Source organism: uncultured Paracoccus sp. (assembly GCF_937873615.1).
Classification (GTDB): Bacteria; Pseudomonadota; Alphaproteobacteria; order Rhodobacterales; family Rhodobacteraceae; genus Paracoccus.
Genome location: NZ_CALMYP010000012.1, coordinates 22,839 through 37,801, shown reverse-complemented (window position 1 = coordinate 37,801; position 14,963 = coordinate 22,839). Strand labels below are relative to the sequence as shown.

16 protein-coding genes are annotated in these 14,963 nt (G+C 66.2%); 8 read left to right on the top strand and 8 right to left on the bottom strand.

Annotation, left to right across the window (positions count from 1 at the left end; genetic code table 11):
* The first annotated feature begins 13 nt into the window (after positions 1-13).
* Both Q0330_RS03035 and Q0330_RS03030 read left to right on the top strand, forming a co-directional pair.
* Positions 14-2,860 (top strand): TRAP transporter permease, encoded by a 2,847-nt coding sequence (locus Q0330_RS03035; RefSeq protein ID WP_299474268.1) that lies wholly within the window; start codon positions 14-16, stop codon positions 2,858-2,860.
* 16 nt (positions 2,861-2,876) lie between these two features.
* Entirely contained in the window at positions 2,877-3,302 is a 426-nt protein-coding gene (locus tag Q0330_RS03030) for a universal stress protein (protein WP_299474265.1), read from the top strand.
* Positions 3,303-3,367: 65 nt separating this feature from the next.
* On the opposite strand, the gene Q0330_RS03025 is transcribed toward Q0330_RS03030, so the two are convergent.
* The 4 genes from Q0330_RS03025 to trpA all read right to left on the bottom strand — a co-directional run bounded on the left by Q0330_RS03025 (position 3,368) and on the right by trpA (position 6,126).
* Positions 3,368-3,847: a hypothetical protein gene (locus Q0330_RS03025; protein ID WP_299474261.1), complete on the bottom strand. Its 480-nt coding sequence runs from the start codon at positions 3,845-3,847 to the stop codon at positions 3,368-3,370.
* A gap of 68 nt (positions 3,848-3,915) precedes the next feature.
* Positions 3,916-4,632, bottom strand: coding sequence for a TerB family tellurite resistance protein (locus Q0330_RS03020; RefSeq protein WP_299474258.1), 717 nt, complete (start codon positions 4,630-4,632; stop codon positions 3,916-3,918).
* Between the two features lie 111 nt (positions 4,633-4,743).
* Positions 4,744-5,325, bottom strand: coding sequence for a VOC family protein (locus Q0330_RS03015; RefSeq protein ID WP_299474255.1), 582 nt, complete (start codon positions 5,323-5,325; stop codon positions 4,744-4,746).
* A gap of 3 nt (positions 5,326-5,328) precedes the next feature.
* A complete protein-coding gene (gene trpA, locus Q0330_RS03010; protein WP_299474252.1) occupies positions 5,329-6,126 on the bottom strand; it encodes a tryptophan synthase subunit alpha in 798 nt (265 codons plus the stop codon).
* A 231-nt stretch (positions 6,127-6,357) separates the two neighbouring features.
* Here trpA and Q0330_RS03005 point away from each other — a divergent pair, with 231 nt between their 5' ends.
* From Q0330_RS03005 to Q0330_RS02995, 3 genes are all read left to right on the top strand, one after another.
* On the top strand, positions 6,358-6,921 hold the full coding sequence (locus Q0330_RS03005) for a DUF4202 domain-containing protein (RefSeq protein WP_299474249.1): 564 nt from the start codon (positions 6,358-6,360) through the stop codon (positions 6,919-6,921).
* A 68-nt stretch (positions 6,922-6,989) separates the two neighbouring features.
* Positions 6,990-7,946: a DnaJ C-terminal domain-containing protein gene (locus tag Q0330_RS03000; RefSeq protein ID WP_366518292.1), complete on the top strand. Its 957-nt coding sequence runs from the start codon at positions 6,990-6,992 to the stop codon at positions 7,944-7,946.
* Between the two features lie 3 nt (positions 7,947-7,949).
* Positions 7,950-8,288 carry a hypothetical protein gene (locus tag Q0330_RS02995; RefSeq protein ID WP_299474243.1) on the top strand — a complete coding sequence of 113 codons (339 nt, stop codon included), beginning with the start codon at positions 7,950-7,952 and terminating at the stop codon, positions 8,286-8,288.
* A gap of 3 nt (positions 8,289-8,291) precedes the next feature.
* Here the strand turns inward: Q0330_RS02995 and smpB are convergent, their stop codons facing one another.
* Complete coding sequence (gene smpB, locus Q0330_RS02990) at positions 8,292-8,768, bottom strand: SsrA-binding protein SmpB (protein ID WP_299474240.1); 477 nt, start codon at positions 8,766-8,768, stop codon at positions 8,292-8,294.
* Positions 8,769-8,879: 111 nt separating this feature from the next.
* On the opposite strand from smpB, the gene Q0330_RS02985 reads away from it, so the two are divergent.
* The 3 genes from Q0330_RS02985 to Q0330_RS02975 all read left to right on the top strand — a co-directional run bounded on the left by Q0330_RS02985 (position 8,880) and on the right by Q0330_RS02975 (position 11,450).
* A complete protein-coding gene (locus tag Q0330_RS02985; RefSeq protein WP_299474237.1) occupies positions 8,880-9,308 on the top strand; it encodes an ion channel in 429 nt (142 codons plus the stop codon).
* A gap of 106 nt (positions 9,309-9,414) precedes the next feature.
* Positions 9,415-10,269 carry a 3-mercaptopyruvate sulfurtransferase gene (gene sseA, locus Q0330_RS02980; protein ID WP_299474234.1) on the top strand — a complete coding sequence of 285 codons (855 nt, stop codon included), beginning with the start codon at positions 9,415-9,417 and terminating at the stop codon, positions 10,267-10,269.
* Positions 10,269-11,450 (top strand): amino acid aminotransferase, encoded by a 1,182-nt coding sequence (locus Q0330_RS02975; protein WP_299474231.1) that lies wholly within the window; start codon positions 10,269-10,271, stop codon positions 11,448-11,450. The genes sseA and Q0330_RS02975 overlap by 1 nt, the downstream gene beginning before the upstream one ends.
* A gap of 85 nt (positions 11,451-11,535) precedes the next feature.
* On the opposite strand, the gene Q0330_RS02970 is transcribed toward Q0330_RS02975, so the two are convergent.
* The 3 genes from Q0330_RS02970 to ubiA are packed head-to-tail and all read right to left on the bottom strand — an operon-like array spanning position 11,536 to position 14,954.
* A complete protein-coding gene (locus Q0330_RS02970; RefSeq protein WP_299474228.1) occupies positions 11,536-11,862 on the bottom strand; it encodes a hypothetical protein in 327 nt (108 codons plus the stop codon).
* Entirely contained in the window at positions 11,859-13,961 is a 2,103-nt protein-coding gene (locus tag Q0330_RS02965; protein WP_299474225.1) for an OmpA family protein, read from the bottom strand. Before Q0330_RS02965 ends, Q0330_RS02970 begins: the two co-directional genes overlap by 4 nt.
* Before the next feature lie 45 nt (positions 13,962-14,006).
* Positions 14,007-14,954: a 4-hydroxybenzoate octaprenyltransferase gene (gene ubiA, locus Q0330_RS02960; RefSeq protein WP_299474222.1), complete on the bottom strand. Its 948-nt coding sequence runs from the start codon at positions 14,952-14,954 to the stop codon at positions 14,007-14,009.
* Positions 14,955-14,963 lie beyond the last annotated feature (9 nt).

Genomic DNA, 14,963 nt, shown 5'->3' with positions numbered 1-14,963 from the left:
CAGGGATTTGGACATGAATAGTGACGAAGATCCAAAGCGTGGGGCCGGCGGGGACGGCCTTGGCACGCATAGCCATCACCAGATGGAGGCAGCGGCGATCGAAAATGCCGCAGCCGGTGCCGGCGGGTTGAGCCAGTCCGAACTGGACGAACTCGTCGCCTCTTCCGATACCGGCGCGCGGACGCCGGCGGGCTGGGTCGGCAAGACCATCCTGATCGTGGCCTTCTGTTGGTCGCTGTTCCAGATCTGGATCGCCTCGCCGCTGCCCTTCATGTTCGAATTCGGCATCCTCAACGATACCGAGACGCGTTCCGTCCACCTCGCCTTCGCGATGTTCCTGGCCTATCTGGCCTATCCTGCGGAACGCACGCCGGTCCAGCTTGGGCTGGCGCTGGCCGTGCCGCTGGTGCTGACGGCGATGTTCATCCATGGCGGGCCGGCGGGTTCGGCCTGGTGGATCGCGCTGATCGGTGCCGTCGTGATCGCGGCCATTCTGGCGGGCAGCCCGAAGAACTTCGTGCCGCCCTGGGAATGGGCCATGGCCATCGTCTCGGTCTTCGCGGCACTATATATCTATATCTACTATCGCGATATCGCGACCCGGATCGGCGCGCCGATCACGCAGGACCTGGTGGTCGGCGTCATCGGCCTGCTGCTGCTGTTGGAGGTCACGCGCCGCGCGCTTGGCCCGGCGCTGATGATCGTGGCCTCGGTCTTCCTGGTCTATACCTTCCTCGGGCCCTTCATGCCCGAGATCATCGCCCATAAGGGCAATTCGCTGACCGAAGTAATCAACCACCAGTGGATCACCACCGAGGGCGTCTTCGGCATCGCGCTTGGCGTCTCGACCAGCTTCGTCTTCCTGTTCGTGCTGTTCGGCGCGCTTCTGGACAAGGCCGGGGCGGGCAATTACTTCATCCAGGTCGCCTTCTCGCTGATGGGTCACATGCGCGGCGGGCCGGCCAAGGCCGCCGTTGTCAGTTCGGCCATGACCGGGCTGATCTCGGGCTCGTCCATCGCCAATGTGGTCACCACCGGCACCTTCACCATCCCGCTGATGAAGAAGGTGGGCTTCTCGTCCGAGAAGGCCGGCGCGGTCGAGGTCGCGTCTTCGGTGAACGGCCAGATCATGCCGCCGGTCATGGGGGCTGCGGCCTTCCTGATGGTCGAATATGTGGGTATCCCCTATTTCGACGTGGTCAAGCACGCCTTCATCCCGGCGACGATCTCCTATATCGCGCTCGTCTATATCGTCCATCTTGAGGCGATGAAGGCCGGTATGCAGGGCCTGCCGCGCGCCTATACGCCGGGGCCATGGCTGCGCCGGCTGGTCGGCTTCGTCTTCGGCATCATGCTGATCTCGGCGCTGTCGATCCTGCTTTACTACGGCATGGGCTGGGTGCGTCCGACCTTTGGCGCGGCGGCCAATTACGTCATCTTCGGCGCGCTCGTCGCGGTCTATGTGGCGCTGCTCTGGGTCGGATCGCGGGAAGAGCCGCTGAAGCTCGAAGACCCGAATGCCGAGGTGAAGGAACTGCCCTTGCCCGGTCCGACCGTGCGTTCGGGGCTTTACTATATCCTGCCGGTGGTGGTGCTGGTCTGGGCGCTGATGGTCGATCGTCTGTCGCCCGGCCTGTCGGCCTTCTGGGCCACCGCGTTCATGATCTTCATCCTGCTGACCCAGCGTCCGCTGATGATGATGCTGCGGGGCGAGGATTACAACGGCAACAGCACGCTGGCCTCCAGCTTCCGGGCCGGGGTCAACGATCTGGTCGACGGCATGATCGCGGGCGCGCGCAACATGATCGGCATCGGCATCGCCACGGCGACCGCCGGCATCATCGTGGGCGTGGTCAGCCAGACCGGCGTCGGCTCGGCCCTGGCCGATGTGGTCGAGGTGCTGTCGGGCGGCAACCTGCTGGCGATCCTGTTCCTGACGGCTGTGCTGTCGCTGATCCTGGGCATGGGCCTGCCGACCACGGCGAACTATATCGTCGTCTCGGCGCTGCTGGCGCCGGTCATCGTCACGCTCGGCCAGCAGAACGGGCTGATCGTGCCGCTGATCGCGGTCCATCTGTTCGTGTTCTACTTCGGCATCATGGCCGATGTGACGCCGCCGGTGGGTCTGGCCAGCTTCGCGGCGGCCGCAGTTTCGGGCGGGGACCCGATCAAGACCGGGGTGGTGGCCTTCTTCTACAGCCTCAGGACGGCGGCGCTGCCCTTCCTGTTCATCTTCAACACCGATCTGTTGCTGATCGATGTGGGATGGGTGCATGGCATCTTCGTCTTCATCACCGCGACCGTGGCCATGCTGCTGTTCGCGGCGGCGACGCAGGGCTGGTTCCTGACCCGCAGCAATATCGTGGAAACGCTGATCCTGCTGGTGGTGGCCTTCACCATCTTCCGTCCCGGCTTCTGGATGGACACGGTGGCCCCGCCCTGGAACGACCGCCCGCCGACCGAGATCGAGCAGGCTCTGGGCGAATCCACGGTCGGCCAGCCCTTCCGGCTGGTCATCGCCGGGCTTGACGACGTCGGCAAGCCGGTCGAGTTCCGGGTCCAGATGAACGTGCCCGAAGGTGCCACGGGTGCCGACCGCATGGCGGCGCTCGGGCTGGAGGTGGTCCAGAACGGGGACGAGGTCGTCATCGACAACGTCAATTTCGACAGCCCCGCACAGGCCGCCGGCCTCGACTGGGATCAGAAGATCCTGCTGGTTCGCCAGCCGGCTTCGGCGCCGTCGAAATACTGGATGTATATCCCGGCCCTTGCGCTTCTGGCCCTGGTCATCTGGATGCAGCGTCGCCGGGCCGGCCCCGGCGATGCCAGCCCCGACCGCCGCCTGGCGGCGACGGCCTGAGTGAAAGGAGAGGATCATGTACAAGACCATCCTTCTGCCCATCGACGTTCAGCACGAGGCCAGTTGGCAAAAGGCCATCCCGGTGGCCCAGCAGCTTCTGGACGAGGGCGGCAAGCTGCATGTGCTGGGCATCGTTCACGATGTCGGCAATGCCTGGGTCGCCAGCTATCTGCCCAAGGGCTATGAGAAGCAGGCATTGAACGGGATGAAGGCCAGCCTGACGGAACTGGTTGCCCGCGAACTGCCCGGCGATAATCGCGTCACCACCCATGTCGGCCACGGCCATGTCGCCGAGACGATCCTGGACATGTCCGAGAAGCTGGGTGCCGAGTTGATCGTCATGTCGTCACATTCGCCTGACGAGATGCGCACCTTCCTGATCGGCAGTCAGGCCGACAGGGTGTTGCGGCATTCGCCGATCAGCGTGATGATTCTGCGCTGAGCCGAGCTTCAGAACAAAAAAGGGGCGGTTCGACCGCCCCTTTTCTCATGGCGACAGCCGCCGGATCACAATTCGGTCTGCGGCACATCCATGCTCTCGCCCTTGTCGAGCCGGTTCCAGGGATCGAGCGGCTCCCAAGGCGTGTCGGGTGTCTCGGCCCCGTCGCGATCCGGCAGCAGGCGCTGCAATTCGCCCATCGGCGGGGGCGGGGGCGCATCGGCACGGCGGCGGATGATGATATCGCCGTTTTCCAGCCGTTCGGGCCGTTCGTAATTGCCGATATCGTCGATCAGGCCCGAGATTTCGTTCAGCGCCGGGGTGAATTCGTTCATCGTATTGGCCAACTCGTCGCCGAGCGCGTTCAGATGCGGCTGCAACCGGTTGAAAAGCTGGTTCATGGCATTGTCGATCTCATCCCCGAGATCGCCGAGCGGTTCGTCCTGCTGGCCCCTTGGCGGCGCTTCGTCGCGGGGCATCTGCCAGTCCTGAGCCGCGACCGGCAGGGCCAGGAGCGCGACAAGAGGCAGGGCGGAAAGTGATTTCATCAGCATTTTGGGCATCCCTTTCGTCACCAGTGAAGGAAACGGCAGCAGCGCTGCTGCGGTTCCCGTGCTCAGGTCGTGCGCGGCTCGTGGGTGGCGCGGAAGCGCTGCCAGGCGTCGTTGATGGCACGGGTGCGGGTTTCGGCCAGGCGGATCGCCTCTTTCGGCAGGCCGGCGGCAATGGCGCGGTCGGGGTGATGTTCGCGGATCAGCTCGCGCCAACGGCGGCGGCCTTCTTCCAGCGTGGCATCGGGCGAAAGGCCAAGGATCTTGCAGGGCGGGCAGGCCGCATCGGGGTCGTGGCGGTCGATGATCGTGGCCAGCCGCGCCTGCGGGACGCCGAAGATTTCGGCGATCTCGTCCAGCATGTCGCGTTCGGCGGTATGCATGGCGCCATCTGCGGTGGCGACGATGATCAGGCCTTCGATGACGTTTTCCAGCACCGGATCGCCGGGGGAGAACATGCGCGCGATGCGCCGCGCCCAAGCGTCAAAGCCGGCCACATCCTGCCGGGCCAGATCGAAGACCCGGCCGGCATTCTTTTCCTCGGAACGGGGAATCGTGAAGACGCGCCGGAAGGCCGCGACCTCGGCCTTGTCGACGCGGCCATCCGCCTTGGCCAGCTTGGCGCCAAGTGCGATTACCGCGATGGTGAAGGCCACCGATTTCTCGGGCGGGATCGCCGGACGGCGTGCGCCGATAAAGGCGGCCATGCGGTCGACAATACGCCGCCAGAAGCTGCGCGGGCGGGGAAGTTCCGGGGCGGGGGCGGGGACGGCGTCCAGCATGCTGCGGATGCTAACTGGATTTGCCGCGCTGCGCTAGGGATAGCCGAGCAGGATCGCCGCCATTGCCAAGCCGAGGGTCACGACAATGCTGCCCTGACGATCATTGCAGGATCACAGCGTGACCTTGCCATGCGGGGTCGAGATATGGGCCCTCAGCCCGATATCCCCGGTTTTGATCTTCACGCGCGGATCGGCGATCTGCAGTTTCGGCGGCTTCGGATGGCTCAGGTCCAGCCCGAGCAGCCGGAAGCCGTGATCGGGCATGGCATCGGCGGGATGCGGGCCGCCCGCCCAGTCGATGCGCAGGGGATCGAGCCCGTCGCTGCCGGATACCCCGCTTTCGGGGATGGAGATGCGCCAGCGCAGATCGCCGCGCGCGGCCTCCATGATCCGGCTGTGCTCGGGCGCTTTCAGCGGCTGCATCCGGCAGACCCAAGCGACCAGCCGGGGCGCGCCGTTGAACCGGTCGAGTCCGAACCAGCGCGGATAGGGCGGGGCCTCGGCTTCGGGGTCGATGGCGATCAGTTCGATATATTCGCGCACGCCCATGCGCCAGAGCCGGTTATGCGTGCCCATGAAGCCGTGCCGTCCGCCGGGTTCGGGGGCTGTGCCCAGCAGGCCCGACAGCCAGACCTCGCCCGCGCCCAGATCGGTGCAACCGACGACCAGATGATCGAATTCGAGACCGGCCATGGTTCAGCCCCGATGGGCGCCGTCGGCGAGGCTGCGCACGAAATCCAGCACCTCGGCCACCGGCTTGCCTGCGCCGATCTGCTTGACGATGGCCGAACCCACCACCGCACCGTCGGCGACGCCGGCAATGGCCTCGGCCGCGTCGGGGCTCGAGATGCCGAAGCCCACGACGACCGGCAGGCCTGCCGCCTTGCGGATGCGGGCGACATCGGGGCCGACGGTCGCGGCATCGGCGGACGCGCCGCCGGTCACGCCGGTCACGGCCACATAATAGACGAAGCCCGAGGTATTCGCGACCACCGCCGGCAAGCGGCGGTCATCGGTCGTGGGTGTGGCCAGCCGGATGAAGTTCAGCCCCGCCGCCTGTGCGGGCAGGCACAGTTCGGCATCTTCCTCGGGCGGCAGATCGACGACGATCATGCCGTCAACACCCACCTCGACCGCCTCGGTCAGAAATTGCTCGACCCCGCCCGCGCGGGCATAGATCGGGTTGTAATAGCCCATCAGCACAATGGGCGTCTCGTTATCGGTCTTGCGGAATTCGCGCACCATGTCGAGCGTCTGGGTGACGCTGCCACCGGCGGCAAGGGCGCGGTGGCCGGCGGCCTCGATGGTCGGGCCATCGGCCATCGGGTCGGTGAAGGGAATGCCAAGCTCGACAATATCCACGCCGGCACCGGGCAGACCGGCCAGCACCCGGGCCGAGGTCTCGCGGTCGGGATCGCCGGCCATGATATAGGCCACGAAGGCCTTGCGGTTCTCGGCGCGAAGCCGGGCGAAGGTGGCGTCGATTCGGCTCATTCATGTCTCCCCGTCTGTGGTTTGGGGGTAACGCGTGGGCGGGCCGGGATCAATGCAGGGATTGGCAGCGGCCTGACATGTGGTGGTCCCCAGTGCCGCAACCGCGCGCGGCGCCTGAAAGTGCCGTCTTGTGGTCAGTTTTGCGGCGCGGCGCGGTCGGTGCGACGATATCGGCAGCGCGCGGCATGAATTGGGCATGACATGGCCAGGCCGGCGCGGCAAGATGGCGCCATGACACAGAAACTCGACCAAGCCTTCGCCCGGATCGACGCCGCCAATGCCGCCGATCCCAATCTCGACAACGGGCAACCCGTGGAACTGCTTTACGGTCAGCGCATGAGCGCCGAGCAGGAAAAGCTGTATCCCGAGGCCTCGGAAGCCCTGCGCATCGCCTGCCGTGGCCAGCATGTCGAACGCTGGACCCTGCCGCGCAAGGATTACCCCGAGGGCCGCACCGGCTATCTGCAATGGCGGGTCGAGCAGGGCCGCCGCCATGCCGCCCGCGTCGGTGCGATCATGCGCGAGGTGGGCTATCCCGAGGAGGACGCCGCCCGGGCCGAAAAGATGCTGCGCAAGGACGGCATCAAGCGCGACGACGAGGTGCAGGCGCTGGAGGATGTCGCCGTCTTCACCTTCATGCGCCACTACATGGCCCCGTTTTCCACGACCCAGACCGAGGAGGAGATGGACCGCATCGTCCGTCTGACGGCGCGCAAGATGTCGCCGATGGCGCGGGCGCGGGCCTTGCAGGACTTCGCCGTGCCGGAACCGCTGGCGGCGCATTTCAGGGCTTGAACCCGGGCGCGCCGCGTTGAAACCTGTGCAGCGACCGGCATTGACCGCGAAACGATGAGGGCAGGGTGATGGACGACCCCTACAAGGCGCTTGGCGTGTCGAAGACAGCCAGCCAGGACGAGATCAAGAAGGCCTATCGCAAGATCGCCAAGACCGATCACCCGGACCTGAACCCGGACCCGGCGGCGGGCGAACGCTTCAAGGCCGCCTCGGTCGCCTATGACCTGCTGAAGGATCCCGGGCAGCGGGCGCGCTTCGATGCCGGCGAGATCGACGCCCAGGGCCAGGAACGCCCGCAGCAGCGCTATTACCGCGATTTCGCCGAACAGGGCGGCAACCCCTATCGGCAGCAATCGAGCGCCGGTTACGGCGATTATTCGGATGTGTTCGAGGATCTGTTCGGCAACCGGCGCGGCGGTAGCGGCTTCGACCCGCGCGATTTCGCCGGGGGCGAGGAGTTTCAGGGTTTCCGCCGCAGCGGCGGCACCCGTCAGAACTTCGACATGCGCGGGCAGGACCTGCGCTATGACCTCGATATCGACTTCATGACCGCCGCCAAGGGCGGCACCACGCGGATCACGCTGCCCGACGGCAATACGCTGGACGTGAAGATCCCCGAGGGGGCTGCCGACGGTCAGGTGATCCGGCTGCGCGGCAAGGGCGGCGAGGGCTATGGCGAGGGCGGGCGCGGCGACGCCTATCTGAGCCTGCATGTCGGCGCCCATCCCGACTGGTCGCGCGACGGCAATGACGTGACCATCACCCTGCCGGTCTCGCTGGACGAGGCGGTGCTGGGCGCGCGGGTCGAGGTGCCGACGCTGACCGGCAAGGTGGCGATGAACCTGCCCAAGGGGGCGACGACCGGCCAGAAGCTGCGCCTGAAGGGCAAGGGCATCAAGGGCGGCAATCAATATGTCGAGCTGAAAGTGGTGATGCCGGCCGAAATCGACGACGATCTGGCCGAATTCATGGGAAAGTGGCGGCAGGATCACGGCTATGATCCGCGTCAGGGAATGGGGGGCTGAGCCATGGCACGCTATACCGCCGAGGAACTGATCGCCCTGATCGAAGACCTGACCGAGCCGCGTCTGGCCCGCTATGTCGCGCTGCAGGTGGTCCGGCCGGTCGTGTCGGATGCCGGCGACAGCTATCGCGAGATCGACCGGGCCCGGGTGCAATTGCTGTGCAACCTGACCGAGGATTACGGGCTGGACGGCGATGCGCTGACGCTGATGATGTCGGTGCTGGACGAGATGCACGGGCTGCGCGGCGAGATGCAGGCGCTGATGTCGGCCCTTGCCGAGGAACCCGACGAGACCCGCCAGCGTGTCACCCTGCGCATCCGTCAGATCCGCAGGCCGGACTGAGGCCTAAAGGTTCTGCTTCAGCAGCCGCTGCTTCTGGCGGTTCCAGTCGCGCTTGGCCGAGGTCTCGCGCTTGTCGGCCAGCTTCTTGCCCTTGGCCACGCCGATCTTCAGCTTCACCAGCCCGCGATGGTTGAAATACATCACCAGCGGCACCAGCGTCATGCCCTCGCGCCCGACCGAGGCCCAGAGCCGGGCCAGTTCCTTCTTCGACACCAGCAGCTTGCGATGCCGGCGTTCCTCATGCCCGAAGACCCCGGCCTGAAGATAGGTCGAGATATAGGCATTGATCAGCCATAATTCGCCATTCTCGATCGAGGCATAGCTTTCGGCGATATTGGCCTGACCGGTCCGCAGCGCCTTCACCTCGGACCCGGTCAGCATGATGCCGACCTCCAGATCGCTTTCGATGGCGTAATCGAAGCGTGCCCGGCGGTTCTCCGCGATGATTTTATAGTTCGGATCGTCGTTTTTCTTGGCCATGGTCGGGCAGAGATAGGGGCGGGCGGCGGCGAAGTAAAGACGGATGGCCTGCGGTCTTTCGCTTGGATTTGGAGATGCCTATGCTGGACATCCCAATCACGAGGTCAGGCGATGCTGCATCAGATCATTCTCGGCTCGGCGGTGATGCTGGGGACGATGCTGATCGCGGGTCTGTCCTTTCCGCTGATGGAGGCCGCCTTCGAGCGTTTCCGCCCCTGGCTGACCCAGAAACCCTATCACGCCAAGCGCATGGCGGTGATGATGGTGGCCGTTCTCTGGGTGCTGGGAATCATGACGGCGGGGGTCTGGCTTTGGGCGCTGACCTTCCGGGGGTTGGGCCTGTTCGAGGATCTGGAACATGCGGTCTATTTCTCGCTCGTCTGCTTTACCACGCTGGGATTCGGCGATGTGCTGCTGCCCGAGGAATGGCGGCTGATGGGCGGGCTGGCGGCGGCGAACGGGCTTCTGAACATCGGGGTGATGACCGCGCTTCTGGTCGAGGCGCTGCGCGACGTGCGCCTGATGCAGCGCGACAATTGAGGCGCGTGCGGCAACGGGGGCAGGAAATCATGCGCATTTCCATTGCCCCGCGCCCCTGTCGGGGCTAGATCGGGGGGCGCATGATCTGCTGGCGAAGGGGGCGCGCATGATCGACGATCCGAAGACGCTGGTATCGACCGCATGGCTTGCCGCCCGGCTGGGGGACAAGGATATCCGCATCCTCGATGCCAGTTGGCACATGCCCGCCGCCGGGCGCGATGCGCGGGCCGAATATGCCGCCCGCCACATTCCCGGCGCGATCTTCTTCGATACCGACGCCCTGTCCGATCCCGACAGCGACCTGCCGCATATGGCCCCGCCCGAGGATTTCTTTGCCGAGCGGATCGGCGCCATGGGCATCGGCGACGGGCATCAGCTGGTGATCTACGATCAGGCCGCGACCCGCAGCGCGGCACGCGCTTGGTGGACCTTCCGGCTGATGGGCATGAGCAATGTCGCGGTGCTGGATGGCGGGCTGGGCAAATGGCTGGCCGAGGCGCGGCCCGTCGATGACGCCGCCCCCCGCCATGCGCCGGCGCGGATGACCCCGCGCCGCGACGATGCGCTACTGCGCGACCGCGCCCAGATCGCCGAGGCCTCGCATCTGCGCACCCATGAGATCGTCGATGCGCGCGGCGCACCGCGTTTCCGCGGCGAAGCGCCCGAGCCGCGCGAAGGCTTGCGCGCCGGTCATATGCCGGGCGCGAAGAACCTGCCCTTCGACCGTCTCTATGCCGAAGACGGCACCATGAAGCCGACCGAGGAACTCGGCGCGCTGTTTTCCGCCGCCTTCGTCGACATGACGCGCCCGGTGATCACGACCTGCGGGTCGGGCATCACCGCCGCCTCGCTTTCGCTTGCCCTGGAACGGCTGGGGCATCGCAACCACGCGCTCTATGACGGGTCCTGGACCGAATGGGGCGCACATCCCGACAGCAAGATCGCAACCGGAGACTCATGATGCTGGGCAATCTCAAGCCGCAAGCCCCTGACAAGATCCTGGCCCTGATGGGCGAATTCAAGGCCGATACGCGGCAGGGCAAGATCGACCTCGGGGTCGGTGTCTACAAGGACCCGACCGGGCTGACGCCGGTCATGCGCGCGGTCAAGGCGGCCGAGCAGAAGATCTGGGAGAGCCAGGACAGCAAGGCCTATACCAGCCTCGCCGGGACCGAGGAATATCGCGCCGCGATGACCTCGCTGGTGCTGGGCGATGTGGCCGGCGGCCGCGTTGCCTCGGTCGGCACGGTCGGCGGCACCGGGGCCATTCGGCAGGCGCTGGAACTGGTGCGCATGGCCAACCCGGATGCGGTGATCCATGTCTCGGACCCGACCTGGCCGAACCATGTCTCGATCCTGAACTTCATGGGTCAGGCTTACGAGATGTATCCCTATTTCGACAATGCCACCCGTGGCGTCGCCTTCGAGGCGATGCTGGAGGGGATCGGTCGCGCCAGAAAGGGCGATGTGGTGCTGCTGCATGGCTGCTGCCACAACCCGACCGGCGCCAACCCGACGGCGGAACAGTGGGATGCCATTGCCGAGGTGCTGGAAAAGACCGGTGCCACGCCGCTGATCGACCTTGCCTATCAGGGTTTCGGCGACGGTCTTCTGGAAGACGCCGCCGCCACGCGGATGATCGCCATGCGCCTGCCCGAGGTGCTGATCGCGGCCTCGTGTTCCAAGAATTTCGGCATCTATCGCGAACGGACCGGCATCCTGATGGCGCTGACCGGCGACAATCACGCCCGCGAGATGTCGCAGGGCGCGATGGCCTATCTGAACCGCCAGAATTACAGCTTCCCGCCCGATCACGGGGCGCGGATCGTCTCGACCATCCTCGGCGACGCGGCGTTGCACACCGACTGGAAGACCGAGCTGGAAGAGGTGCGCCTGTCCATGCTGAGCCTGCGCAACCAGCTGGCGGACGAGCTTCGCAATCTGACCGGGACCGACAAGTTCGATTTCATCGCCCGCCATCGCGGCATGTTCTCGCGCCTCGGGGCGACGCCGGAACAGGTGGCGAAGATGAAGCAAGACGCGGCGATCTACATGATCGGCGATTCGCGGCTGAACATTGCCGGGCTGAACAGGGATTCGGTGCCGGTTCTGGCCCGCGCCATCGTCGAAGCCGGGGTCTGAGCCCCGGCGAGACGGTGATGCCGTAACACAAATCCGCGCGCGGCAGGGCTGGGCGCGGATCTTTCATATGCAGGGATCGGGCCGGTTATTTCACCACATGGCGGTCGATATAGTCGCGCAACTCCTCGATCTCGACCGCGGCTTCCTGCAGGGCAGCGCGGCCCTGTGCCAGTTCGTTGCTGGCGAAGGCCAGCCGTTCATGCAGCGCCGCCTCGCGCTCCTTGGCTTCGGCGACGGCCTGATCGCGGGCGGATTCGGCCTCGTGAAGATCGGCGGCAAGCCGGTCGTGGCGGTCGAATTCGGCCCGGCCCGGCCGCGTCAGCCGACCGATGATCCAACAGCAGATCCAGCCGAGCGCGAAGGCCGCGAACAGGATCAGGGCGGTGGCGAGAATGAGGTCGTCACGAGTCATTGCGCCTCCTTGGCGGATGCATCCGCAGGCTGATGCGCATCTGGCCGGTCCGGCGGGCGCGGGGTATCGGGGGTGGCCACCAGCACCTCGGCGGCGGGTTCGATCTTTGGCGGCGCGGCAAGCGCCTCGGTGCCGAAAAGCGGTTCGGGCAAGATGTCGCCCTGCAGCGGAACGGCGTTGACTGCGGCCATCAATGCCTCGGTCGCAGCTTCGGCTGAAAGGGTCCTGCCGGTCACCGGCTGCACCTCTGGCTCAGGCAGCGGCACCGGATCGGGCGACAGCAGCACCATCTCGATCCGGCGATTGGCGTCGCGGCCCTCCTGGGTGTCGTTCTCGGCGATGGGTCGGGTCTCGCCATAACCGGCGGCGACCATGTTCTGCACGGGCAGACCGGCGGTGTTCAACGCGTCCAGCACCGCCTCGGCCCGGCCGAGCGAGAGCGCCATATTCGTTGCCTCACTGCCCTGGGCGTCGGTATGTCCGCCGATCTCGATGCGGAAATCGGCGCAATTCTTCATGATCTGGCGCATGTCGTCCAGAACCGGGGCGATATCGCCGGCAATACGGGCGCCGCCGGGTTCGAAACCGATCTCCGATTCCAGCATGACGGTATTCAGCCGGTCGACGCAGGTGGTGCCATCGGGCTGCTCGATCTCGGGGTCGAGCCTGCGGTCATAGGCGATGGCGATGGCGTAATCGACGCCGGCGCCAATCCGCACGGCAAGCGCCGTCACCGCCTTTTCGGTCGCGAAGGGATCGCCGCTGACGCCCGAAACCTCGATGCGCTGCGGCGTGACCAGCAGCCGGCCCCGGTCGAGCGCCCCCATCGCGTCAAGCCCGGCCATGACCCGGAGCGGCCAGTCGTCCGGAATGTCCGGGTCGAGCTTCAGCTCTCCCTCTACCGGGCCGAGCTGGGCGCGGGCCAGCGATTGCACGGTCTGGCGCATGGTGGCATTGGGCAGGACGCCGGCAATGCTGGCCGGCGGGGTGGTGCCGATCTCGGCGGTGAAGCGGGCGGGGCCTTCCTCTGGCGCGGCTTCGGCCCGCTGGAGGTCCAGCTTGAAATTGGCCGGCAGAGTGCTGTCGAGTTCCGCTTGCACGGCGGTCAGGGTGTCATCCGCCATCTCGACCGGCAGGGTCAGGTGCAGGGTCTCGTCGATCATGTCGATCCGGCCCTGACCGGCCGCGTCCAGGGCGGCCAGAACCGCCCGCTCCCAGCCCGAGGGCGCGCCGATGCCAAGCATGCAGTCCGATGCCGGATCGGCGCCGGCGGCAATGGCGGCGGCGAGGATACGCTCGCGCGACTGGGCGGTCTCGGCGGCGCAGTTTTCCAGGCGCGCGACGCCATCTGTGCGCACCAGGCGCAGGCGATAGGGTGCGATGATCGGCAGCGGTGAGGAAACCGTCATCGCAAGCTTCACGCCTTCGGGCTGCGCCGCAGACAACGCCGCCTCGATCTGCGCTTTTTCCTCGGGCGAGGCGGCATTGGCGGTGATCTGCACGAGACCCGGCGTGACCGAGATCGTGCCCTGCTCCAGCGCCTCGGCTGCCTGCAACCCGAAATCCAGCGCCGGTCGCCAGCTTTCGGGCGGCGGGAAGGCGGCGGTTCCGGTCAGGTCGGTGATCTCGGTTCCGGCCTTTGAGAGACGTTCGGCCATGGCCTTGCGGTCGGTGCGCTCGGGCAGCAGGCCGATCAGCGACAGGGTCGGGCCTTGCCGCATCAGTTCCAGCGAGAAATCCGGCGGGTCGAGCAGGGCGCGTTCCGCCACCTCCATCCGATCCTCGATCCGGCGGTCGTCGATGCGGCTGCCGACAGCGCTGAGCGCGCGGAACCGGGCCATCTCATCCGGGGCGGTGCCGGAAAGCTGCACGTTCAGCCCGTTGGTCGAGATACGCGCCCAGGGCAGTTCCTCCCCGGTCAGGGCGGCGCGGGCCTGGGCGAGGCTCTGCGCCTCGATCTCATCGGCGATGCGGGTTGCCGCCAGCCAACTGCCGGCACCGGCCACGACAAGCGTCAGGACGGTCAGGGTCAGGCGGGCCATGCGCCCGCCGGTCCTCGCGGCCTCGGGGGCCTCACTGGATTTCTGCAACTCGTCCATAGGCTTGAGTTAGTCGGATGGGAACAGGTTGTAAATCGCGGCCCGCTACACGATCCCGGCAAGAATCAGGAAAAGGGCCATGATCAGCCCGGCGTCGCGATTGGACCGGAACAGCATCAACTGCACGTCGGAACTGTTCAGATCGAGCGTGTAAAGCTGCCAGACCAGATGTGCGGCGAAACCTGCCAGCCCGATCATGGCCAGTGTCCAGCTGAAACCTGCGGCCCCGGTCGCGGCAATGGCAAGCGCCAGCAGCACCAGCGTCAGCGCGCCAAAGGCCAGAAGCCAGGTCTTTGTGTTCTCGCCGAACAGGCGCGCCGTCGATTTCACCCCGATCAGCGCGTCGAATTCGTAATCCTGATGGGCATAGATGGTGTCGTAAAAGACCGTCCAGGCGATCCCGCCCAGCCAGGCGATGATCGGCGCGAGATCCAGCCCGCCGCGATGGGCGGCATAGGCCAGCATCACCCCCCAGTTGAAGGCGATGCCCAGAAATACCTGCGGCCACCAGGTGAAGCGCTTGGCGAAGGGATAGATGGCCACCGGCAGCAGGCTGAGAACGCCGAGCCAGATCGCCGCCCCCCCCAGCGTCAGCAGCATGGCCAGCCCCAGCAGCGCCTGCAGCACCATCCAGATCACCGCCCCGCGAACGCTGACCTGCCCCGAAGGGATCGGCCGTTTCGCCGTGCGGTCGACCGAGCCGTCGATATGGCGGTCGGTGATGTCGTTCCAGGTGCAGCCGGCACCGCGCATGGCCACCGCGCCGACCGCGCAGGCGATGCCGATCCAGAGGTCGAACCAGCGTGGCCCGGTCGCCATCATCGCCAGCCCGATCCCCCACCAGCAGGGCAGCAGTAAAAGCCAGGTGCCGATCGGCCGGTCGATCCGGCTCAGCCGCAGCCAGGGCCGCCAATGCGGCGGCGCCGCGTTGTCGACCCAGTTTCCGTTGACCGCGTCGCGCACGGCATCTGGTATTTGCAAGGCGGGTTTCATAGGAATGGC

Bases quoted from the DNA above. Each gene is read 5' to 3' on its own strand.
- Q0330_RS02970 (WP_299474228.1), bottom strand. From the start codon at position 11,862: ATGACTCGTGACGACCTCATTCTCGCCACCGCCCTGATCCTGTTCGCG.
- Q0330_RS03020 (WP_299474258.1), bottom strand. From the start codon at position 4,632: ATGCTGGACGCCGTCCCCGCCCCCGCCCCGGAACTTCCCCGCCCGCGC.
- sseA (WP_299474234.1), top strand. From the start codon at position 9,415: ATGATCGACGATCCGAAGACGCTGGTATCGACCGCATGGCTTGCCGCC.
- ubiA (WP_299474222.1), bottom strand. From the start codon at position 14,954: ATGAAACCCGCCTTGCAAATACCAGATGCCGTGCGCGACGCGGTCAAC.
- Q0330_RS03015 (WP_299474255.1), bottom strand. From the start codon at position 5,325: ATGGCCGGTCTCGAATTCGATCATCTGGTCGTCGGTTGCACCGATCTG.
- smpB (WP_299474240.1), bottom strand. From the start codon at position 8,768: ATGGCCAAGAAAAACGACGATCCGAACTATAAAATCATCGCGGAGAAC.
- trpA (WP_299474252.1), bottom strand. From the start codon at position 6,126: ATGAGCCGAATCGACGCCACCTTCGCCCGGCTTCGCGCCGAGAACCGC.
- Q0330_RS03030 (WP_299474265.1), top strand. From the start codon at position 2,877: ATGTACAAGACCATCCTTCTGCCCATCGACGTTCAGCACGAGGCCAGT.
- Q0330_RS02985 (WP_299474237.1), top strand. From the start codon at position 8,880: ATGCTGCATCAGATCATTCTCGGCTCGGCGGTGATGCTGGGGACGATG.
- Q0330_RS02975 (WP_299474231.1), top strand. From the start codon at position 10,269: ATGCTGGGCAATCTCAAGCCGCAAGCCCCTGACAAGATCCTGGCCCTG.
- Q0330_RS03000 (WP_366518292.1), top strand. From the start codon at position 6,990: ATGGACGACCCCTACAAGGCGCTTGGCGTGTCGAAGACAGCCAGCCAG.
- Q0330_RS02965 (WP_299474225.1), bottom strand. From the start codon at position 13,961: ATGGACGAGTTGCAGAAATCCAGTGAGGCCCCCGAGGCCGCGAGGACC.
- Q0330_RS03035 (WP_299474268.1), top strand. From the start codon at position 14: ATGAATAGTGACGAAGATCCAAAGCGTGGGGCCGGCGGGGACGGCCTT.
- Q0330_RS03005 (WP_299474249.1), top strand. From the start codon at position 6,358: ATGACACAGAAACTCGACCAAGCCTTCGCCCGGATCGACGCCGCCAAT.
- Q0330_RS03025 (WP_299474261.1), bottom strand. From the start codon at position 3,847: ATGAAATCACTTTCCGCCCTGCCTCTTGTCGCGCTCCTGGCCCTGCCG.
- Q0330_RS02995 (WP_299474243.1), top strand. From the start codon at position 7,950: ATGGCACGCTATACCGCCGAGGAACTGATCGCCCTGATCGAAGACCTG.